General features: G+C 36.4%; 20 protein-coding genes. 14 read left to right on the forward strand and 6 right to left on the reverse strand.

Annotation, left to right across the window (positions count from 1 at the left end; genetic code table 11):
- Nucleotides 1-73 precede the first annotated feature (73 nt).
- Together ACMZ42_RS11150 and ACMZ42_RS11155 are read left to right on the forward strand one after the other, a co-directional pair.
- A complete protein-coding gene (locus tag ACMZ42_RS11150) occupies nucleotides 74-556 on the forward strand; it encodes a MarR family winged helix-turn-helix transcriptional regulator (protein WP_370081718.1) in 483 nt (160 codons plus the stop codon).
- A gap of 1 nt (nucleotide 557) precedes the next feature.
- Nucleotides 558-1595 carry a beta-carotene 15,15'-monooxygenase gene (locus ACMZ42_RS11155; protein WP_415731494.1) on the forward strand — a complete coding sequence of 346 codons (1038 nt, stop codon included), beginning with the start codon at nucleotides 558-560 and terminating at the stop codon, nucleotides 1593-1595.
- Nucleotides 1596-1716: 121 nt separating this feature from the next.
- On the opposite strand, the gene ACMZ42_RS11160 is transcribed toward ACMZ42_RS11155, so the two are convergent.
- The 4 genes from ACMZ42_RS11160 to ACMZ42_RS11175 form a co-directional block, all read right to left on the reverse strand.
- Nucleotides 1717-2829, reverse strand: a complete 1113-nt coding sequence (locus tag ACMZ42_RS11160; protein ID WP_415731495.1) for an ABC transporter permease — start codon at nucleotides 2827-2829, stop codon at nucleotides 1717-1719.
- Nucleotides 2822-3520: an ABC transporter ATP-binding protein gene (locus tag ACMZ42_RS11165; RefSeq protein WP_415731496.1), complete on the reverse strand. Its 699-nt coding sequence runs from the start codon at nucleotides 3518-3520 to the stop codon at nucleotides 2822-2824. Before ACMZ42_RS11165 ends, ACMZ42_RS11160 begins: the two co-directional genes overlap by 8 nt.
- Nucleotides 3521-3666: 146 nt before the next feature.
- Nucleotides 3667-4131: a hypothetical protein gene (locus ACMZ42_RS11170; RefSeq protein ID WP_415731497.1), complete on the reverse strand. Its 465-nt coding sequence runs from the start codon at nucleotides 4129-4131 to the stop codon at nucleotides 3667-3669.
- 208 nt (nucleotides 4132-4339) lie between these two features.
- Nucleotides 4340-5113 carry a type II CAAX prenyl endopeptidase Rce1 family protein gene (locus ACMZ42_RS11175; protein ID WP_415731498.1) on the reverse strand — a complete coding sequence of 258 codons (774 nt, stop codon included), beginning with the start codon at nucleotides 5111-5113 and terminating at the stop codon, nucleotides 4340-4342.
- A 396-nt stretch (nucleotides 5114-5509) separates the two neighbouring features.
- Between ACMZ42_RS11175 and bioD the strand changes: the two genes are divergently transcribed.
- The 6 genes from bioD to ACMZ42_RS11205 all read left to right on the forward strand — a co-directional run bounded on the left by bioD (nucleotide 5510) and on the right by ACMZ42_RS11205 (nucleotide 11005).
- Complete coding sequence (bioD, locus tag ACMZ42_RS11180) at nucleotides 5510-6214, forward strand: dethiobiotin synthase (RefSeq protein ID WP_415731499.1); 705 nt, start codon at nucleotides 5510-5512, stop codon at nucleotides 6212-6214.
- Nucleotides 6195-7598: an adenosylmethionine--8-amino-7-oxononanoate transaminase gene (gene bioA, locus ACMZ42_RS11185; RefSeq protein ID WP_415731500.1), complete on the forward strand. Its 1404-nt coding sequence runs from the start codon at nucleotides 6195-6197 to the stop codon at nucleotides 7596-7598. Before bioD ends, bioA begins: the two co-directional genes overlap by 20 nt.
- A complete protein-coding gene (locus tag ACMZ42_RS11190) occupies nucleotides 7565-8155 on the forward strand; it encodes a biotin transporter BioY (protein ID WP_415731501.1) in 591 nt (196 codons plus the stop codon). The genes bioA and ACMZ42_RS11190 overlap by 34 nt, the downstream gene beginning before the upstream one ends.
- 134 nt (nucleotides 8156-8289) lie before the next feature.
- On the forward strand, nucleotides 8290-9285 hold the full coding sequence (gene bioB, locus ACMZ42_RS11195) for a biotin synthase BioB (RefSeq protein WP_415731502.1): 996 nt from the start codon (nucleotides 8290-8292) through the stop codon (nucleotides 9283-9285).
- 665 nt (nucleotides 9286-9950) lie between these two features.
- Nucleotides 9951-10073: a hypothetical protein gene (locus ACMZ42_RS11200; protein WP_255350007.1), complete on the forward strand. Its 123-nt coding sequence runs from the start codon at nucleotides 9951-9953 to the stop codon at nucleotides 10071-10073.
- Nucleotides 10074-10441: 368 nt separating this feature from the next.
- Nucleotides 10442-11005, forward strand: a complete 564-nt coding sequence (locus ACMZ42_RS11205) for a uridine kinase family protein (protein WP_415731612.1) — start codon at nucleotides 10442-10444, stop codon at nucleotides 11003-11005.
- Between the two features lie 168 nt (nucleotides 11006-11173).
- Here the strand turns inward: ACMZ42_RS11205 and ACMZ42_RS11210 are convergent, their stop codons facing one another.
- On the reverse strand, nucleotides 11174-12337 hold the full coding sequence (locus ACMZ42_RS11210) for a PLP-dependent aminotransferase family protein (RefSeq protein ID WP_370081738.1): 1164 nt from the start codon (nucleotides 12335-12337) through the stop codon (nucleotides 11174-11176).
- A 133-nt stretch (nucleotides 12338-12470) separates the two neighbouring features.
- Here ACMZ42_RS11210 and ACMZ42_RS11215 point away from each other — a divergent pair, with 133 nt between their 5' ends.
- The 3 genes from ACMZ42_RS11215 (at nucleotide 12471) to ACMZ42_RS11225 (ending at nucleotide 16567) form a co-directional block, all read left to right on the forward strand.
- Nucleotides 12471-13868 (forward strand): PLP-dependent aminotransferase family protein, encoded by a 1398-nt coding sequence (locus tag ACMZ42_RS11215; protein WP_415731504.1) that lies wholly within the window; start codon nucleotides 12471-12473, stop codon nucleotides 13866-13868.
- A gap of 324 nt (nucleotides 13869-14192) precedes the next feature.
- A complete protein-coding gene (locus ACMZ42_RS11220; protein WP_415731505.1) occupies nucleotides 14193-14993 on the forward strand; it encodes a hypothetical protein in 801 nt (266 codons plus the stop codon).
- Nucleotides 14994-15331: 338 nt separating this feature from the next.
- Complete coding sequence (locus ACMZ42_RS11225) at nucleotides 15332-16567, forward strand: DNA polymerase IV (RefSeq protein WP_415731506.1); 1236 nt, start codon at nucleotides 15332-15334, stop codon at nucleotides 16565-16567.
- Nucleotides 16568-16727: 160 nt separating this feature from the next.
- Here ACMZ42_RS11225 and ACMZ42_RS11230 read toward each other — a convergent pair whose 3' ends face one another.
- The gene (locus tag ACMZ42_RS11230; protein WP_415731507.1) at nucleotides 16728-18827 is read right to left on the reverse strand and encodes a hypothetical protein; all 2100 of its coding nucleotides are present in this window, start codon (nucleotides 18825-18827) and stop codon (nucleotides 16728-16730) included.
- A gap of 439 nt (nucleotides 18828-19266) precedes the next feature.
- Here ACMZ42_RS11230 and ACMZ42_RS11235 point away from each other — a divergent pair, with 439 nt between their 5' ends.
- The 3 genes from ACMZ42_RS11235 to ACMZ42_RS11245 all read left to right on the forward strand — a co-directional run bounded on the left by ACMZ42_RS11235 (nucleotide 19267) and on the right by ACMZ42_RS11245 (nucleotide 20734).
- The gene (locus tag ACMZ42_RS11235) at nucleotides 19267-20034 is read left to right on the forward strand and encodes an alpha/beta fold hydrolase (RefSeq protein ID WP_415731508.1); all 768 of its coding nucleotides are present in this window, start codon (nucleotides 19267-19269) and stop codon (nucleotides 20032-20034) included.
- A 341-nt stretch (nucleotides 20035-20375) separates the two neighbouring features.
- Nucleotides 20376-20528, forward strand: a complete 153-nt coding sequence (locus tag ACMZ42_RS11240; RefSeq protein WP_415731509.1) for a hypothetical protein — start codon at nucleotides 20376-20378, stop codon at nucleotides 20526-20528.
- 32 nt (nucleotides 20529-20560) lie between these two features.
- Nucleotides 20561-20734, forward strand: a complete 174-nt coding sequence (locus ACMZ42_RS11245; RefSeq protein ID WP_415731510.1) for a hypothetical protein — start codon at nucleotides 20561-20563, stop codon at nucleotides 20732-20734.
- The last annotated feature ends 11 nt before the right edge of the window (nucleotides 20735-20745 follow it).

The raw sequence follows: 20745 nt of genomic DNA on the forward strand, positions 1-20745 counted from the left end.
CCACATGCAATAAAGTAAAGTTAATAGTAAAGATACCTTTACTATTAACTTTACTTAAAGGATGGATTTAGTGATGACAAAGGATGAAGAACTTATATATAAGCTTGTGGAGGAAATAAATGAAGCTATTTATTCGATGGATAGCCATTTCATAAAATTACATCATAATTTAATTAGTGATGAGTTATCCCCTAAGCAAATAATTCTTTTAGATTTTATTAAAAAAAATAGTCAAGTGACTATTGGACAGATTGCAAGTTATATGAATATAACGTCTAGTGCTGTCGGACAGCTAGTTAGTAAACTTGAAGAGCAGCAATACGTAACTCGGAGCATTAATCCAGAAAACCGACGTGAAATATTTGTAAATCTTGATACTTCAGGCATTACATATTTTGAAAGAGAAGAAGAAATAAAACGATTTATTATTTCGAGATATTATTCGAAGCTTGAGTTAAGTGAGGTCGTGCAATTAAAAGAGATTGTGCAAAAGCTCAATCAAATTGTATTAAAGGAAGGAATTATACATGAAATAAATGACAAGGGAGAGATTTAACATGGTTGCATTAAAGAAAAAGCAAAATATATGGCTAGCTTTTTTGTTACTCGTACTTGCTAGCAACTACACGCTTTATAACACTGGTTTTGGTATATCGATTCTACCAATTGAAACAAATGGAGTTGTTATTGGCTCATTAATTGATTTTGTTCTTGTAATGCCTGTTTTATTTCTATTGTATAAAGGAAAGTTTTCTATAAAACAAGCGGTTATTTTAGCAGCAGCAGGTTGTATTGCAGCTCGTTTTATTATTCCAGTAGAACATTTGAAGCCGTTTGTTGCAGTGACTTGGGCTGGTTTTGCGATTGAAGGTACGCTAATCTTATTCGAAATTTTACTAGTTGCAACGCTTGTTCGTTACATGCCGAGAATTCTAGCGGATGTACGATCAACTACTTTGCCAGATTTGTTCTCATTTCCAAAAGCAGTTGAAAAACATGCATCAAAGCATCCTATTATCCAAATGTTTTGCGCAGATTTTTTAGTATTTTACTATGCTTTTGCAAGCTGGAAGAGAAAAGAACGTTCTGGTTTAACTTTGCATAAAAACTCGAGCTATATTGCATTTATCATTATGCTAATCCATGGGATAGCCATTGAAACAATAGGGATTCATTGGTGGCTCCATGAAAAATCAATAGTTCTTTCTATTTTATTACTTATTTTAAATGTATACACTGTTCTATTTTTTATAGCGGATATGCAGGCCATTCGTTTAAACCCTGTCCATGTAACATCTGATAAATTGTATTTGTCTTTAGGATTGATGAAACGAGCAGAAGTTCGCTTTGAGCAGATTGAAGAACTTATTGAGGATAAGGAACAATTGGAAAGAAAATTATCCAAGGATACAATTGATTTTATAGCACGTGATTTTGAAGCGGCATATCCACAGTTTATTTTAAAAATGAAGGAGCCTGTGGAAGTGACTTTCATGTTTGGGCTGAAAAAACGTTATAACAATGTAGCCATTAAAGCCGACCAAGCTCAGGAATTTAGAAAAATGCTTATTCAAGGAATGGAAGATAATAAATAATAAACAACAGGTGCTAGCAAACAAAGCTGGCACCTGTTTAAATAGGGGATGATATTTGTTTAAACACATACCATTTATATAAAAGTCGGAACGGAAATCAACCTCACGTTATGGGCCTTATTTACAGGACTAAAATAATAATTAAAATAATAAGGACACACAATAGTGGGAGATCTACAAATCCCTTTAGCAATCGATTGCTAGCTGCCTGAATTTGTTCATTGGTTACTTGAAAGATTGACCAAATTTTATGCTCAAAAGTTTGCTGGATCACGGATTGCATCATTGAACGTAAAGTAAAATAAAGAATTCCAAGTACGATAATTTTCGCCCACGACGGAACAATAATAGTTAGACCGATACCCATTGATAAAAAACGCAGATAGCCGAAGAGATACTGTTTTTGGCGTAGCATCGTTTTACATACTAATTCCTCTATAAAATAATCAGAACGTCGAAACATACGCTTTGAATTTTTCCATAATAGGCGAGGCTTTTTTAATTTCGGTACTAACTGACTTCGAAGTTCAGGAGCAATCTGGAATAAAAGACTTTGCCATTTATAAAAAGCTGCTTGATCGAACTCCACTTGCTGATCAAAATGTTTAGTGCTATAAACAAAATGTCTATTATAATAGCTTGTGCAACAAACAAGAAGAATTACATAAATAAGTGCAGACAAAAGAGCTGGGACATATAAAAAGAAAACTGTACCGAGAATGCACATGAAAATTTTACTTACTAGCTGCTGCCATTTACGAAGCTTTAATTGTAAAAGTATGTTTGTAAAATTAGTTGTAAAAAGTAGTAGAAGTAAAATAAGTAATTCTAATATCGTTACATGATGAACGATTATAAAAATGGGTGCTAATAGAGCAAGGGCAGTAACAAGTAAAATTAGGTGCTTACTTAACGACCAATAAAGACCAGCTTGTTTTAACCGTACCATTTGTTTTCGGTTTTGGATTAAAAAAAGACGATCGGCTCGTTGTAAATAGGTACGAATAGTTTCAATTCGTGTAATAAGAAATAACAGTACAATAAAGAGCACTAGTGGAATATGTATGACCCATGATGTACTTATATTTAAGATAAAGTCTTTATAAAGGAAAAAGCCTATGACTAGTGCAGGCACAACAACATATAAGGCGACTGTCCAATCGACGATGCTTGCCAGTAGTTTATAATTGTTGGAGCGCTCTAATTTTCTTCGTTGTCGCAATAAACTACTCATGGTGGTTTTCCTCAAGCAGGGTGTCGAAAATATCAAGAAGAGATGCTTTGTCCTGGTTCACTGCTAAGCGTAAAGATTCGAGTGTACCTTGCTGTAAAATTCGGCCATCATCAATCAAGATGAAACGATCACATATTTTTTCTGCTGTATCGAGTGCATGTGTACTCATTAAAATGGAGGCACCTTGCGCTTTTAATTCTTCTAAAATCGTTAAGAGCTTACGCATTGCCTGTGGATCAAGCCCCATAAATGGTTCATCTAAAATATAAGTAGAATGCTTGTCGAGAAATGCTAAAATAAGCATCACTTTTTGCTGCATACCTTTGGAAAATGTTGTTGGATAATCGTGTAGTTTATGGTCCAAATGAAAAATTTTCAGTAATTCATTCGCACGATTTGTTAAAGAATTTTCTTTACCAGCTACACGCATGTAAAAATCGATATGCTCCCACAATGTGAAATACTCATACAAAATTGGTCTTTCTGGTACGTAGCCATAAGTTCCTATTGTCACTTGACCATCGACTATTGGTAATACACCCATCATTGCTTGTAAGGTTGTACTTTTGCCTGCCCCATTGGAACCGATTAATCCAACGAGCTCACCTCTGTTTACTTGAAATTGAATGTTTGAAATAATGGCTTCATTTTCTATATAGCCACCTTTATGTATGTTAATATCTATTGTCATTCACTTCCTCTCTTTATTAATTTACGAATTAAAGTGGGAAATGTTTCAAGTTTTGAGGCTTTTATCGTTTAGAAGATGAGTTTACTGATAGAGGAATGAGGGAATTTAATAATGTTCGAAGGATGGTCTTTGCAATTGCCACCTACTTAATCTAGGTGGGCAATTGCATTTAATATATCTTCACACACCGCATCCCAAAATTGTTCCTGTACAGCATCACAATTCATATATAGCTCTTTATTTTGGACATGCTCATATAGCTCAGAAATCGCTTCTTTCTGAAAATGGAGTCGATGATTTAATGCTTCTCGTTCTTCCTCAATACAAAACGATTTATATATATCTGCGAGACGTTCAAGCTTTGCTAATTTTTGTTTCGTTCCCTCGTATTGTGTTTGGTGAAATCGACCTACTGCTGTAGTCATAGAGATTTTTGCCCGATGCTCGGTATTTAACGTTCGCAATTCTTCCTGACGAATAGCCACACGATACCAAAATTCATATCGAATAGGTAAGTCTTTTAGCTCGTAGGTGAGCAAGGATTTTAAAATAAAACTAACATGCTCATAAGAATCTGTAGTCTTTTCTGATTCTTTAAAAATACCAAACATACAGCCACCCCCGTTAAGTTTAATACTACGAATGAAGAGTAAAACCCTTTAATTTACCTAAATATTCAGAGAAGTAATGAAACAATAAAATTCTCTGGATATTAATAGAAATCTAGCTGAAATACAAGTTTAAAAGGATTAGTGAGTTTATAAAAAAATCTTGTTACATTTACTTATGTAACAAGACTTTAAAAGTTGCATTATAAAATTAAATTGAGTTTATGTTTTGAGGTTTAGTTTTTTTTATTATTCCTATTAATAACAAAATCCATAGTAAACTATTTCCAACAGAATGGGTTACAAAAGAGGCCCATGTTGAATTAGTAAACTGGGCGATCCACGGAGCAATAAGCATACTAGGAAGCATATTGATAAAATGCCACTTCAAACAAGCATGAATAACCCATGCCCAAAGTAATCCATTTACTACCCAAGCCCAATTCCCGAAAATCTCTTGCTGAATAGGAAGGAAAAAACCTCTCCACATTAGTTCCTCACATAGCATAGCCAAAAGGTGTAATGGAATAAATATGGCTATCATTTTCCAATTTCTATAAAGCGTAACACCGAAAAATTCTGATGGAGGTAATTCCATTCTTTTTAATGGATTAAATGGGGCAGGAAGATAACTTGGTGGGGCAAGTATTGGAAATCTCGCAAAAAACTTTCCTAAAGGTTCGAGAAGTTGGTCAAAGATTATTGTAAAAATAATTGCTCCCACAACCCAGTACCAATCGTTTTCTGTTAAAGGATTGAAACGAAATCTTTCCAAAATATTTTGCCATGTCCATGTATTTCCCTCTAAATGATACAGTAGTAATGATACTGGAAATAAACTCATTACAGGAAACCAAAGGAAGAACCAAAAAGCATAAATTAATGGGACACCCTTTTTAACTAAAAGAGGTGTCCCATAGTAAACACCATAGTATACTAACGAACCTGTTATGCCGAAAATGAGTAACTGCACCAGATAGGACATTAGAAGACCCCTTCCGCATAATGGATATATTTACAAATATATAAACATAAATTATTATATTTTTCTATATATTTTTTGTCATAGTTACATCTAGTCTGCACTAAAGTTTCATAGGGCTCTACGTTAGAATAGCCTTCTAATTAATAAAAATGGACAAAGATGATTATTAACATACCTATGAAAATATACATTAACCAGCACTAGATTTTGCCACATGGTAAGAATCTAGTGTTTTTTATTGATGAAAAAAACGTATAAGTTATCACAAAATTCTCTATCTTTTGCAAAGATAAGGGCCGTTTTTGAAGAAATATGGAAATAGCATTTACAAAATAAAATTAAATGTGTTAACTTAAAAACTGTGATAAGTTAACTTAAAAGAGGGGGAGGTTAACGATGCAACATTTTTGGGTTGTTGGGACGGATACAGATGTCGGTAAAACGGTTATCACTACATTACTGATGCGTCAATTACAAAAGCATGATTTACAAGTCACGCCTTATAAGCCCGTGCAAACTGGCGAAATTAATGACAATGGGCATTGCTATTACTACGATACAGCAATGTATGAAAAGTATTCATTACAAAGTCTAAAGCAAGAAAATTTAAATGGCTATTCGTTTAAGGAAGCCGCATCACCACATTTTGCTGCACAACTGGAGGGTCAGCAAATAAATGTGGAGTATTTATTACGGCAAATGCAGTTGTTACAGCAAACATACGATGTCGTGATTTGTGAAGGAGCAGGAGGGCTGTTTGTCCCGTTAGATACAAATGGAGAAAATACGCTTCTTGATGTCATCGTTCAAAGTAAGCTTCCAGTTGTTCTTGTCACACGAACAACACTAGGAACGATTAACCATACATTGCTTACACTTGAGGCATTACATGCTCGTAATGTTGAGGTTCTTGGCATTGTATTTAATGGAGACACAGGTAGTCAGATGGAACAAGATAATGTGAATACGATTCTACAACATCATGATTTGTCATATGCGACGATCCCAAAGCTTGGGGATATTTCACAGATTGTTGACTACTCCATATCACAAACTTCTTTGTTTGAAAGGTTGGTCAATTATGAAACAAGCATTAACTGAATTGCAGACGAGAGATTTACAGCATGTTTGGCATCCATGCTCACAAATGAAAGACTATGAACAATTTCCGCCAATTGTTATTAAAAAAGGGCAAGGGGTATGGCTTTACGATGAAAATAATAATCGCTATTTAGACGCCGTATCTTCCTGGTGGGTTAATTTATTCGGACATGCGAATCCGCGTATAAGTCAAGCATTAAGCGATCAAGCGTTTACATTAGAGCATACAATCTTTGCGAATTTTTCACATGAACCTGCCATTAAGGTGGCAGAAAAATTAGTTGCCTTAACGCCAGATGGTTTAAACAAAGTATTTTTTGCAGATAACGGTTCTTCAGCCATAGAAGTCGCATTAAAAATGAGTTTTCAATATCATATGCAGACGGGAAAAACGACGAAAAAGCGATTTTTAGCTTTAACGGATGCTTATCACGGTGAAACACTTGGTGCCTTATCTGTTGGCGGAGTAGGGCTGTATAACGAAGTGTATCAGCCACTTTTATTGGATACAGTTCGTGCACAAGGACCGGATTGCTTCAGATGTCCTTTCCAAGAGAATCCTGGAAGCTGTCAAGCCCAATGTATACAGTTTGTTGAAGAGGAGCTTAGTCAGCACCATGAAGAAATTACAGCTATTATTATTGAGCCACTCATTCAAGCAGCTGCAGGCATGAAAATGTATCCTCCACTATATTTGAAGCGATTACGAGAGCTTTGTACAAAATACGATGTTCATTTTATTGCAGATGAAATTGCAGTTGGGTTTGGTCGAACAGGTACATTATTTGCCTGCGAGCAAGCGGGTATTGCTCCAGATTTTATGTGCTTATCAAAAGGTTTAACGGGTGGTTATTTGCCACTATCCGCAGTTTTAACGACTGATGATGTATACAACGCTTTTTATGATGATTACGGTACAATGAAAGCGTTTTTACACTCCCATAGCTATTCCGGTAATACACTTGCTTGTCGCGTAGCCCTAGAAGTTTTGACAATATTTGAAGAGGACCGTGTGATCGATATGATACAAAACAAGGGCGAACGTATGCGAAAGCTAGCTATGAATGCATTTGGAGAGTTGCCGTTTGTTGGTGAATATCGACAAGTAGGACTAGTTGGTGCAATAGAATTAGTCGCCAATCGTGAAACAAAGGAGCCGCTACCAAATGAGGAACGAATCGGTTATCAAATCTATAAACGTGCCTTAGCAAAGGGATTATTGATTCGTCCTCTTGGCAATATATTATATTTCATGCCTCCATACATCATATCTGATGATGAAATGAGTTTTATGATTGATACAACGAAAGAGACGATCATGCAATTTTTTGAGGAGCGGGAGGGAGTAAGTTGTTCAAACGACAATCAACACTGTCACTTGTGATGATTGCGATGTTTGCCGCTTTAACCGCAATCGGTGCATTTATTAAAATACCGCTACCAGTAGTGCCTTTTACATTACAAATAGTTTTTGTATTTTTAGCAGGCAGTTTGCTCGGCAGTCGCAATGGATTGCAAAGCCAGCTCGTCTACATAGGGGTTGGTTTAGTTGGTTTGCCAGTATTTACGCAAGGTGGAGGCATCACCTATGTATTACAACCAACATTTGGCTTCCTTATCGGTTTTGCACTGGCCGCCTTGGTAATTGGTTTCATGATTGAAAGAGTGGATATGCCAACGAAAAAACATTTTATCGGTGCAAATATTGTCGGGCTTTTTATTATTTATGCAGTGGCAGTCCCATATTTATATGTGTCTTTGAATTTTTGGTTACATATGAAAACGAGCTGGTCACATATTTTCGTAGTTGGCTTTTTAAACAGCATTGTTGCAGATTTTTGTTTAGCAATCGCTTCTGCATTTTTGGCCGAGCGACTTTACAAAGTATTTAATTCAGCAAGGACAATAACTTCTTTCAACGGCAATCTCCCACCTCTATAGATGTGAGAGGAATGCAGATTTAAGTTATTTTCAGCAGATATCAAACATCAGCTGATATAGCCTCAGGAAGATTTCACGCAATTATGCCGAGACATAATTGATAAATTATACAAGTAGAGAGGGAGAATGTTTAAATGAATTGGTTACAGTTAGCAGATGAAGTTATTGCAGGAAAAATCATTAGCAATGAGGAGGCTCTTGCCATTTTAAATAGTGATGATGATGAGCTTTTAAAGGTAATGGACGGTGCCTTTGCTATTCGTAAGCATTACTATGGGAAAAAAGTAAAATTAAATATGATTATGAATGCTAAGAGCGGTTATTGTCCAGAGGATTGTGGCTATTGTTCACAGTCATCTAAATCAACAGCACCGATTGAAAAATATCCATTCATTACGAAAGAGGAAATTTTAGCAGGGGCAAAACGAGCATTTGACAATAAAATTGGCACTTATTGCATCGTGGCAAGTGGTCGTGGGCCAACTCGAAAGGATGTCAATGTTGTAAGTGAAGCTGTTACAGAAATTAAAGAGAAGTATGGCTTAAAAGTATGTGCCTGTCTTGGCTTATTAAAAGAAGAACAGGCACAGCAATTAAAAGAGGCAGGGGTGGATCGTTACAATCATAACTTAAATACATCTGAACGACATCACTCCTATATTACTACGTCCCATACGTATGAAGATCGTGTTAATACGGTTGAAATTGCGAAAAAGCATGGAATATCACCTTGCTCGGGTGCCATTATTGGTATGAAAGAAACAAAAGAGGATGTCGTGAATATTGCGCGTGCACTTCATCAATTAGACGCGGATTCCATTCCGGTTAACTTCTTAAATGCGATTGATGGTACGAAACTAGAAGGGACGAAGGAATTAAATCCACGCTATTGTTTAAAGGTTTTAGCGTTGTTCCGTTATATTAATCCAACAAAGGAAATTCGTATTTCTGGTGGTCGTGAAGTCAATCTTGGGTCACTTCAGCCACTAGGTTTATATGCAGCAAATAGTATCTTTGTAGGGGATTACTTAACAACTGAAGGACAAGAAGCAAACAATGATTATCGTATGCTTGAGGATTTAGGTTTTGACATTGAATTATCGGAAAAGCAAGAAGCCGCATTCTGCTAAATAAAAACTTATCCCGAATTAACGGGCAGTAATGAACTGCCCGTAAATGCCCGATTGGTGAAGACTAATAATCAGTGCGGGATAAGAAACCCCACTGATTAAAGTTTCACTTTATGAAATAAAATCTACTACTACTACTTAATTATCATCGAATTTGAAAGTCGTATGTGCGCCGTGGAAAAGGCGTACATACGGCTTTTTCTGTCGGACGGATAAAATCGTAGAAACGCTCAGGTAGGGTAAAGTGCTCGGGTTCAACGGTGAAACGCTCAGGTAGGCAAGAAAAGTGCTCGGGTTCAATGGGGAAATGCTCAGGTAGGAAGGTAAAGTGCTCGGGTTACCAAGAAAACTGCTCAGATAGCATGACCAACTGCTCAGGTCCGTCGAAAAGCCCGCGATTCGCATATAAGAGATAAAAAGTGACGGATGCTAAAACGAAAAGAACTGTTTTTATGCCTTAAAAAATCCGGTTTTCACAAATTGTTCAATGAAAGCGTTTTGAAATTGAACAGTTTGTGAAGGGCTTCACATAATACTTTATTTTTTAAAAAAATGGCGTAAAATAAGAATCAAGTAAGGAAATTGTTATAAAACAGTTTGAAAAAAGTATCACGGTTTTAAGTGGTTGTTATATTACAAATACAAATTGGAAGGGAGAATTTTGTATGTGGGTTATTACAGTATTTGATAAAAAGGACGTTCGAATTTTTGAGTATACAAACAAAGATGAGGCGACACAGGCTTTAGCGAAATTTAAGAAAAATGCAGTTTTAACGTATACAAAATAATTTCAGAATTGAGCGAAGCAGCCCTTTTCGACGCTATAGCGTACGAAGAGGGCTGCTTTTTACGTTATGGGAATTATCAAGTTAATGACAAGGGATTGATTATATAAACATATTATTTGACTCATATTCTGCAAAATAGATGCCGATTCTATTCTAGGAAGTTAAAGCATTAAGAAAAGAAAAAGAGCACCATTCATCAGATGCTTTTTATACGGATTAAGTAGTTTACTGTTATTCAACTACAGACCAGGTTATTTTAAGAAGCAGGATTAATGAAATGTTTGAAGAACTAATTATGTAAACAATTAAAAAGTGGTGATATAGTGAATTTCAAAACGAAAAATGGTGAATTTAATAATTTTGAGCAATTGATTAGGTCAATAAATTCAATTCAAAAAAAACAGTCAACCTTGTTAATTGGAATAGATGGATGTGGGGGGGCAGGAAAAAGTACACTTGCAAATAAATTAAAGGATGAATTTTCTAATGTAACTGTTGTACATATGGATGATTTTTACTTACCATCCTCACAACTTATTAAAACTTCTACAGAGAAAAAGCCTGTTGGTGCTGATTTTGATTGGAAGCGCGTATTAAATCAAGTTCTTGAACCAATCAATCAAAATATAAAAACACGATATCAGCGATATGATTGGGATGCGGATGATATGGCAGAATGGCATAGTGTTCCTGTTGGTGGAACTGTCATAGTAGAAGGTGTCTATTCTATTCGCAAGGAATTATCAAATAAATACGATTTTACAATATGGGTGGACTGTCCAAGAGAAACTAGGCTTTCAAGAGGTCTTGAAAGAGACGGGGAAGAGGCTCGTGATATGTGGGAAAATAATTGGATGATTTCAGAAGATATATATGTTGAAAAACATAAACCATTTGAAAGAGCAGATATCATAGTTTTTGGAACCAATTAAATCTTTTTCAATAAGGAGTATTACCTTTTTGCTATTCAACGAAAGAGGTGCTTTAGTTAAATTTTCGATTCACTAAGTATCAAAACAATCTTTGAAAAAACAGCCTTCTTTTATTAATAAGAAAAGATGGTGTGAAAATTACACCATCTTTTTTTAATAACTTTGTTTTTATAAAATACTGCCTAAACGTTTAATTCCTTCGCGGATGACTTCAGGTGTTGCATTCGTATAATTTAGGCGCATTGTATTAACATCAGTTTTTGATGTATAGAATGGATCGCCAGGTACGAAGGCTACTTTTTGGTCCATCGCTTTTTCGAAGACATCTACTGCCGAAGCACCGTTGTTCATTGTAGCCCAAATGAACATTCCGCCTTCAGGTCGTGTGTAATCCACATGTGCTGGGAAAAACTCCTCCATTGCATTAAGCATGGCATCTGCTTGATTTTTATATAACGCTATAATTTTCTGAACGTGCTCCATATAGTCATTGTTTGCTAGATAATCATAAATAACATATTGAGAGAAAATATTTGTGTGTAAGTCAGTTGCTTGTTTCGCTGTTTCGATATGCTGCAATAATTCTTTATTCTTTGTAATGATAAAGCCAAGACGCATACCTGGTGTAACTGTTTTAGAGAAAGAACCTAGCAAAATACTATTTTCTAATTTACCAGCACCAATGTATGGTAGTGGCTCACCTTGGAAGCGTAATTCTCCATATGGATCATCCTCGATTAACGCTACATCATATTTTGCCATGATTTCGCAAATTTGTTGACGTTTTTCTTTAGAATACGTAAGACCTGTTGGGTTTTGGAAATTCGGAACTGTATATACGAATTTTACATTTGGTTGTTGTAGCGCATTCTCTAACTCTTCTAAGTTTAATCCATCATTTTCAAGTGTTACACCATAGAAAGTCGGCTCACTTAATGTGAAGGCTTGAATGGCACCTAAGTAACCAGGCTCCTCGATGACGATACCATCACCTTTGTTAATCAATACTTTCCCGATTAATTCAAGAGCCTGCTGTGATCCTGTTGTAATAAATACATCATCAGCATGGATATCTAGTCCATGTACACGTTGGTATTTTGCGGCAATGTACTCACGTAAAGGCGCATACCCTTGTGTAGAAGAGTATTGGAATAGTCGACTACCATTTTCCGTAATGGCATGGTTCGCAGATGCCTTTAACGCTTCGATTGGGAAAGAGATTGGGTTTGGAAGTCCCCCTGCAAAAGAAATGACATCCTCAGATTCAGTTACTCTCAAAATATTTCGGATGAATGAGGACGGGGTATTTAAAATCTTTTCTGAAAATTGCATAATTTTTCATTCCTTTTTTCTGATTTTTTAAAAATTATATCATTGCCATCATATGCATACAATATTATCATTGTATGCAAGACAATTAAATATTGTATGCAAAAAAATAGAGAGAAGGAGCTTAGCTTAGAATATGCCAGTTAATTCGTTTGAAGAATATCCAATGAGTTGGAAACCGGACATTAGTAAAAGTCCGACTCCATTATATATAGCAATAGCTGAACAGCTGGAACAAGATATCAAGGATGGAAAATTATCGCCAGGCACCAAGCTACCTCCTCAGCGTGAGTTAGCTGATTTTTTAGATGTTAATTTAAGCACGATTACGAGGGCTTTTAAACTTTGTGGCCAGAAGGGGCTTATTTATGCTTCTATCGGAAATGGTACATTCGTTTCATCTGATGCAGCGACAAATAAAATGTTATTACCAACAAATAAATCTTCTCAGATGATCGAAATGGGTCCTGTACTGCCAGAAAATCATGCTAATGAGGATATTACACGTTATATGAAAAAGATGATGAATGATCCTAATTTTAGTAAATTATTTCAGTACGGACGACCGGAGGGAAATGCGTGGCAAACGGAAGCGGCAATGAAGCTTTTGGAAAAGGTCAATTTTCAAACGGATCAACCTGTATTGCTTGGGGCGGGGGGACAAAATGCCATTGTTGGAACGTTAGCTGCGTTGTTTCAACCAGGAGATCGAATCGGTACAGATCCCATTACATATGCAGGTATAAAAACAGCTGCTAATATGCTTGGTATCCAACTAGTGGCAATCCAACAAAGTAACGGTGAAATGACAAGAGAGGGGTTATTATATGCTTGTAAGAATGAGCATATAAAAGGTCTTTATGTTATTCCTGATTTTCATAATCCTACTACCCACACAATGTCGATGGAAACAAGAAAAATGATTGCGGAAGTTGCGAGGCGGAATGGCTTAATCGTCATTGAGGATGCGATTTATAGCTTTCTTAAGGAGAAGCCGCTTGCACCAATAGCGGCCTATGCTCCTGAACAGGTAATTTATATTGCTAGTGTATCAAAAACCATCTCACCTGGCTTACGACTATCCTATATCGTTACACCGCCAGCGTTACGAAAAAAAATAATGGAAACACTGTATAATATAAATATTTCAGTATCTCTCATGATGGTGGAGCTTACAGCAAGGATGATTCACGATGGCGTTGCACAAACAATTTTAGAGAAGCACCGGTTGTATGCAAAGCAACAAAATGCCCTTGTCGATCAATATTTAGGGGAATATAACATTTTAGGAGAAGAAGAATGCATTTTCAGATGGCTAATACTCCCCGAAAAATTCACCAGCGTTCAGTTTGAATTGCTAGCAGCAAAAGCTGGTGTGCAAGTGTATGCAGCTGAACGTTTTGCCGTAGGAAATGCGAAGCTAGTTAATGCAGTTCGTATGGCCATCACTGCACCTGAAAATCAACTTGAACAAGCACTCATTATTTTGAAGGATTTACTTGAAAGTGATGGTGACTATACATTTGTTGATTAAAGTAAAGATACACCTTCAAAGGGAGGTGTATTTTTTTTGTACTTTGGAACTGGGTAGTGATAGAAATCTCAAAAGTTAAAAAATGAGAAATTACTCATAAATCTTTAATCAACTTCTTATAAAAGATTCGTTAACTTCTCATTACGACCTGTTAAAGTGGAGGCTGTAAATAAGTTCCTAAAGATACTACATGATTCAATGGCCAAATGATTCGATTATTCAGTGGTATTTGTTAATGGTTCATGTAGTTTTAGTTTGCATGTAACAGTCATCATGGAAGTGTATGTATGACTAGTTGATATGAATAATAAGGAGATGGATTAAATGATTAAAAATTCGTTTTTATCTGAAGAATCAGTGGTCCCTTCATTACAACAAATATTGAGCAAGGTTCCAGAAGTCACAATCTTCTTCTGGATCATCAAGATAATGGCTACTACGGTAGGTGAGACGGCTGCAGATTTCCTGAATTTTAACTTACACTGGGGTTTGTCCAATACGACCTTTCTAATGAGTGGACTGTTGATTATTTCTTTGTTCATCCAGTTCAAATCGAAAAAATACGTGCCGTGGATCTATTGGCTTGTGGTTGTACTAATTAGCATTGTCGGAACTTTAATCACAGACAACCTCGTAGACAATTTCGGGGTTGCTCTAGAGACGACTACTATTTTCTTTTCTATTGCGTTATTCGTGACATTTGTAGTTTGGTATATGAGTGAAAAAACATTGTCTATTCATTCCATCTATACAAGCAAGCGTGAAGCTTTCTACTGGTTAACCATCCTCTTTACCTTTGCTTTAGGTACGGCAGCTGGTGATCTTATTTCAGAGGGTATGGACTTAGGGTACTGGAAGTCTGGTCTCATATTCGCTGGCTTGATTGTTGCAGTTATGATTGCTCATTACGGTTTCAAATTGAATGCCGTATTGGCTTTCTGGGTTGCTTATATCCTAACGCGTCCACTTGGAGCATCTTTCGGTGACTACTTGTCACAGTCTCGTGCAGATGGTGGTCTAGGTCTAGGTACTATCGGAACGAGCGCAATCTTTCTAATTATAATTTTTAGTTTGATCATTTATCTGACTAAAACAAATAGAGATAAAATCTTGTTATCAAACTGAACATCGAATGATTAATAAACTAGAATAATATAACCAAAGAGCTGAGAGTTTTCATTAAATTGAATACTCTCAGTTTTTTAACTTTTATTGACTAAAAATATAGTAAGTCAAAAATAAAATTTGATAGTTTTAGGATTTGATCATTTCCGACAGAAAACGCTCGATTCACAGCTAATAGTAATGGGAGGTGAATGTCATGTCGGTTGGCGATAGCCAAAAACGATGACATTGTGATAAGATAGAAACAAATGTTCTTGTATTGAGGTGGAGTCCATGTTAGTCAAAGGACTGCTAAGAATTCTAAAGAAACTTTGGTTAGTAAAATGAGGTGATAAAATATGAATAAAGGAAGAATCATTTTACATATCGACCTTAATTGCTTTTATGCCTCTGTTGAACAAATTTATGATCCCTCATTAATAGGGAAACCCGTAGCCATCGCAGGTAATCCTAAAGAGCGTAGAGGTATCATTATTACGTGTAGCTACGAAGCAAGAGCAAGTGGTGTATATACAACTATGAATGTCGGAGAGGCGCGGCGAAAGTGCCCAGAGCTAATTGTACTACCTCCTAATTTTGAACGGTATAGAGCTGCGTCCAAGTCATTTTTTAATTTGTTAAAAGAGTATAGTGAAATTCTCCAACCAGTTTCGATCGATGAAGGATATTTGCAACTTCCTATAGTGGAAGGCCAAAATGTCTTGCAACACGTACAAAATATGCAAGATAGAATCTGGAACGAACTTCAACTCCCTTGTTCAATCGGTATTGCACCGAATAAATTTTTGGCGAAAATGGCAAGTGATATGAAAAAACCAATGGGTATTACAATACTGCGAAAGCGTGATGTGCCAACAATATTGTGGCCGATGAATGTCATTGAGATGCATGGGGTTGGCAAAAGTACAGCGGAGAAATTGGGGAATTTAGGTATCCGAACAATTGGAGAACTAGCTGTAGCTGATGAATATGTATTAAAGCAAAACTTTGGCATTAATGGTCAACGTATGAAGCAAAAGGCAAATGGTGAAGATGACAGACCTGTTGATCCAGAAGCAATATATGATACGAAAAGTGTAGGGAACTCTACAACACTTTCTAGTGATACGACAGATAGAGATGAATTATATAAAGTAATCGCAACACTTTCTGAAAAGGTAGCGGACAGATTAAAGGCTAAGAAACTTGCCGGGGTAACTGTAAGTATCATGATTCGTTCAGCTGACTGGGAAACATGTACACGAAGTAAGTCGATCAATAACGCGATTCATACTAAAGAGGAGATAATTGAGAATGCCTGGTATCTATTTAATAAGCATTGGGATGAGGAACCTGTACGATTACTGGGCGTTACCGTATCAAATGTCAGTGATATTAAAGAAACGACACAGCAACTAACGTTATTTAATTTTGAAGAGCATGTAAAAGATGAACCAATCATTAAACTGGTTGATCAAATCGAGCAAAAGTTTGGAAAAGGAACAATTTTGCGGGGGTCAGATATTGCCAAACCAGTAGGGAAATATCAAGCGAATACGAGTTTTAGCAAGGACTTTTGGGACGAACATAAGTAAAAAGGAACAAATGGAGAGTTAGTTTCTTAGGAATATTCTTTAGTTAAAAAGAACAGAACAAACTTTAAATCAAACAGAAAACCGTCATTTCGATCAATCTTTTTTCGAAATGACGGTTTTCTATTTGTATTTAGATGAGATGTTTATTCAGGTATAGATATTATATATTTGTAAAGTGTTCATTTTCCTTTTGTTCATAGTTTTCACGGCGATTTTTGATGTTTTGTAATACACTGTCAATAACATTCCGTTCAGACAGCGTTTGATACAGGACATTTTGTACCTCTGCGGCTTCCTTGTTTTCTTCTTGGTTACTTAGAAATTCACTGTATGTTTCCATATATTCGTGATAATCAATATTAGAAAGTGTCTTAGCAGCAATTTGGTTGTGCTTAGTTAAAGCAGAAGTAAACTGTTTACGTGCCTCATCTGGTTGGGCAGGTATTATTTTGATTTTACCTCTTGTATCGGAGTCTCCTGTGAAATCAAGGAATTGATAATCGAACGCCAGTGGTTTAGCAAGAGCGATATGAGCGTGAAGAGCAACAGCATGGTCACTAAGTTTTTCGGTTACCTCACGAAGGATATCGTTCCCTTTTTCAAGATAACGGCTGCCATCGAGTGCGAGAACACGGCCGACTTCTTCAGAGAAAAAGTCTTGAGCAAGGAATTCCTGATCGTATCCGGTAGGCGGTAAAACCCGAAGTCTTAAGTTATTTGATACGATGTTATGACCGTTTATTTGCATAGCCACTTGAATGTTATAAAATCCTGGGTCATCAATTAACCAGCCATTTTTCCCAACGGAAGCGAAAATGGTTTCGTACAGTGATTCACCAGGCATCATTACTTTGTTCTCTATGTTCCATAAATACTGAACATGAGGTAGTAACCGACGTCCTTGTTTTCCATCTTTTTTAACCATTACAGACATTCCGTATAAATCGGACAATAAATGTTTATTGATTGACTGAGGTTGATTCGAAGTATTCGTTAGTTTGATTTCAATAACTGTAGGTTCTAACCATTGGAATATAGGTGTTTTACGGTTAACCCTCAATTCAAGATTAAAAGAAGGGTGAATAGAAATGATTGGTTGCTCAAAACCATGATCTACAGCCCAGTCAGCATTACCCATTTGTACGAAGCGCTCAGGTGCGTGTCGCATAAACAACAGTTCTTGATCACTAAAACGATACTCAAAGTTTTTAAAGAACTCCTTGCCATTAGTTTTACTATCAAAATTGTAAGGATAATTCATAAAGCTTAGAGCCTTTGGTTCTGGGATAAGAGGACGCTCCAAAGGTTCCCAAGGATGACCTAGGTGTTTTTGCCAAGAATGCAGAAGATTAAAAGCATGTCCCATCTCATGGCAAGCACACCAAAAACGATAGCGCTGTACAAAAGCTTCAGGAGCGGAGTCACCTTTAGGTGGATCGGCAATAAATGAATTATTAAAAATGGCAGTTCCTTGGCGATGATTCGGACCTATGCTATCAAACATAATACCGCCCAGACCATGTCCTTCTTCAGCTTCCGAATTTGCAAAAAATGTCCACATGGACCATTGGGGCTTATTATCAAAGTGTGACCAATATACTTGCATGGCATCATGCATCTCTTGAGTGTTCCACTTTTTATCAGTCCCTGTATAGTCTTTAGAAACAGTATTATTACCTTCCGATATTTTCACATCAAACCCAGTGCGTTTAAAAACCTCTGGGATTGATAGAGTTTCATCCGGCAAAGATGTTGGCATGTCTGGATGCGCGTGCGTTTGATAAGTTGTAACTGGTGTTGTACCTTCTTCAGCATCAAATTCAAATTCCACAGGATGGAAGTAAGGAGATTGAAACTGGAAAGTTCTAGTTCTGTCTGTCTCTCCTCCGATAAGAAAAATAACTTCTGCTGTATGCTGTTCAGGTAATGAACCGCGTGTTACCTGTATTTTTACATTTGTATAAGGAAATGATTGTATTTCGTCTAGGTATTTATTTCGAATATTGCCTGTCCATGTATCTGGACCATTAGCTGTTAACTTAGCAATCCAATGAATAGTAGAAGACAGGTTTGAAATAACAGTTCCACTTGCTACCATTTGTGGGTAGTGTCCATCTACGTCGAGGCGAAGTTCCTCACGAATTTGCTGTTCACTCCATGCATATAAGCCACTAATTGGTGCGAGGGGAAATTCTCCTAAACTGGAAGGGGTAATGGCTTTTACTAATTCCTTTGGTTCGTTAGTCTTATTTTGATCCATCTGTATTACCTCCATGTTTATTATTTTTTTGTCTTTCTTCCTCAATCCCAAGAGCCACCATGCTTCATAAAATGTTTTTCAAGTATTATATATGCAGCAGTAACTATAAATATGACACATAAACACTATAAATTGGTAAAATAAATACAATGTGTAAAAATATAGCCCATAACAATAGCGTGTGGTTGATTTCCGTTCCGACTAGGCGCTTTCCTGGGGGCGTCCGATGAGCCGCTTCACTCGCGTTGCTCGCTCCAGGGTCTCATCTGTGACGCTGATCCCCGAGGAGTCGCCCAGTCTCCACTCCAATCAACTTATATATATGGCATACACTTTAACAAAAAAAGTTATCCACTGCTTATGGTGATGATTCGAAAATATGTTAGAATAATCTGATTATTTCCCGAGAAATACAAGAATGAAGAAAGCGGGTGTGGTAATGCATTATAAGGAGTACGGAGATCTACATAAGCCACTCTTATTGTTGATTCATGGGGGTGGTGTTGGAGGGTGGATGTGGGATAAACAAGTCCAATACTTTTCCGATTATCATTGCGTAGTACCAGAATTAATAGATAAAGAGGCTAATAATACCTCTGATTTTTCAATTGAAGATAGTGCAAAAAAGCTTCTAACTATAATAGAAGAAAAAGCAAAAAATAAACGTGTCATAGTAATCGGATTTTCACTAGGAGCACAAATTGCTATTCAAATGGTTAGTTTAAAACCGCAATTAATAGATTTTGTCATCATCAACAGTGCTTTAGTGACACCTTCCCCAGTTGCAGAAAAATGGATTCGACCATTGATAAAATTAACTTTTCCCTTAATAAAAAATAAATCATTCGCCAAGCTTCAAGCTAAAACGTTATATGTAGATCAAGACTATTTTGAGCAATATTATGAAGATAGTTCAAAGATAAAATTAGATACCCTTATTAAAATATTGCAAGAGAATATGTCGTTTGCCATCCCACATGATTTTTCGAAAGCCCAATGTAACATTTTAGTAACGGTCGGTGAAAAAGAGAAGGGCAACATGAAAAAATCTGCGCTCCATCTTGTGAATAGCAATCCTAAATGTCAAGGTGTTGTGTTATCGAACATTGGCCACGGTGTCTCATTAGCGAACCCTGAGTTTTTTAACCGTTTTGTTGAAGAGTGGATTAAGGATGGGAAGTTACCAGAAGGGGAGGTTATCAATTAGTCAATAGTGCAAAAAGGAATCTATTTTTACTTTTTGCCTATTCTAAATAATAGGTAGGGACGATATTTGTAAAACGTATGCCATATTTATAAGTTGATTTATAGGATGAATAGGCAAGATACACTCGTAGAAGCTGAAGTATTGGCGTTTCTAGACTCGTGTTCGACACCTGTCGTCTCCATACATAAAGTGGATACAAACGTAGTCATATCAACGATTTAACAGACTAGGGATATTGAAAGGGAGTTGATCTCTTGTTGAATATCCCTTTTCTTATCCCTACATATTTTAACTATTCGTAGACCTTCAAATTCAGTAATGAGAGTGGAGGTTTTTTTGTTTTGTCTAAAAGTAGAAAGCATGGTGTATTTGCAGTAAGTGGTGATGTGGTTGTACTGCCCACAAAACAGTATGAGGACGTTCGCGATGCTATTACAGTAGCTGCAGCATTGGAAACGGTATTTAAACAAATATTTTTTATTACGTTCAGTTAGGAATAATAAAACCATTTGATATGGTTCTTTACGTGAAGTATTTAGAGTTATTTAACAAAGATTGTGGCTATGCATTTCCAACAATTTATCAGCTTGAGGATTATTTGAATTGCAGCCGCCAAAGTATTGTTTCGGCTAATAATCGATTAGTAGCCGTAGGATTGCTAATTCCTGATGTTAAAGTGAGAATGCTTATTTTGACTTAATATGCATTATC

Origin of the sequence: Lysinibacillus sp. NPDC056185, from assembly GCF_047737915.1 — a bacterium.
GTDB lineage: Bacteria > Bacillota > Bacilli > Bacillales_A > Planococcaceae > Lysinibacillus.

Coding starts and splice junctions, on each gene's coding strand:
- ACMZ42_RS11150 (WP_370081718.1), top strand. CDS start 74: ATGACAAAGGATGAAGAACTTATATATAAGCTTGTGGAGGAAATAAAT.
- ACMZ42_RS11155 (WP_415731494.1), top strand. CDS start 558: ATGGTTGCATTAAAGAAAAAGCAAAATATATGGCTAGCTTTTTTGTTA.
- ACMZ42_RS11160 (WP_415731495.1), bottom strand. CDS start 2,829: ATGAGTAGTTTATTGCGACAACGAAGAAAATTAGAGCGCTCCAACAAT.
- ACMZ42_RS11165 (WP_415731496.1), bottom strand. CDS start 3,520: ATGACAATAGATATTAACATACATAAAGGTGGCTATATAGAAAATGAA.
- ACMZ42_RS11170 (WP_415731497.1), bottom strand. CDS start 4,131: ATGTTTGGTATTTTTAAAGAATCAGAAAAGACTACAGATTCTTATGAG.
- ACMZ42_RS11175 (WP_415731498.1), bottom strand. CDS start 5,113: ATGTCCTATCTGGTGCAGTTACTCATTTTCGGCATAACAGGTTCGTTA.
- bioD (WP_415731499.1), top strand. CDS start 5,510: ATGCAACATTTTTGGGTTGTTGGGACGGATACAGATGTCGGTAAAACG.
- bioA (WP_415731500.1), top strand. CDS start 6,195: ATGAAACAAGCATTAACTGAATTGCAGACGAGAGATTTACAGCATGTT.
- bioB (WP_415731502.1), top strand. CDS start 8,290: ATGAATTGGTTACAGTTAGCAGATGAAGTTATTGCAGGAAAAATCATT.
- ACMZ42_RS11200 (WP_255350007.1), top strand. CDS start 9,951: ATGTGGGTTATTACAGTATTTGATAAAAAGGACGTTCGAATTTTTGAG.
- ACMZ42_RS11210 (WP_370081738.1), bottom strand. CDS start 12,337: ATGCAATTTTCAGAAAAGATTTTAAATACCCCGTCCTCATTCATCCGA.
- ACMZ42_RS11215 (WP_415731504.1), top strand. CDS start 12,471: ATGCCAGTTAATTCGTTTGAAGAATATCCAATGAGTTGGAAACCGGAC.
- ACMZ42_RS11220 (WP_415731505.1), top strand. CDS start 14,193: ATGATTAAAAATTCGTTTTTATCTGAAGAATCAGTGGTCCCTTCATTA.
- ACMZ42_RS11225 (WP_415731506.1), top strand. CDS start 15,332: ATGAATAAAGGAAGAATCATTTTACATATCGACCTTAATTGCTTTTAT.
- ACMZ42_RS11230 (WP_415731507.1), bottom strand. CDS start 18,827: ATGGATCAAAATAAGACTAACGAACCAAAGGAATTAGTAAAAGCCATT.
- ACMZ42_RS11235 (WP_415731508.1), top strand. CDS start 19,267: ATGCATTATAAGGAGTACGGAGATCTACATAAGCCACTCTTATTGTTG.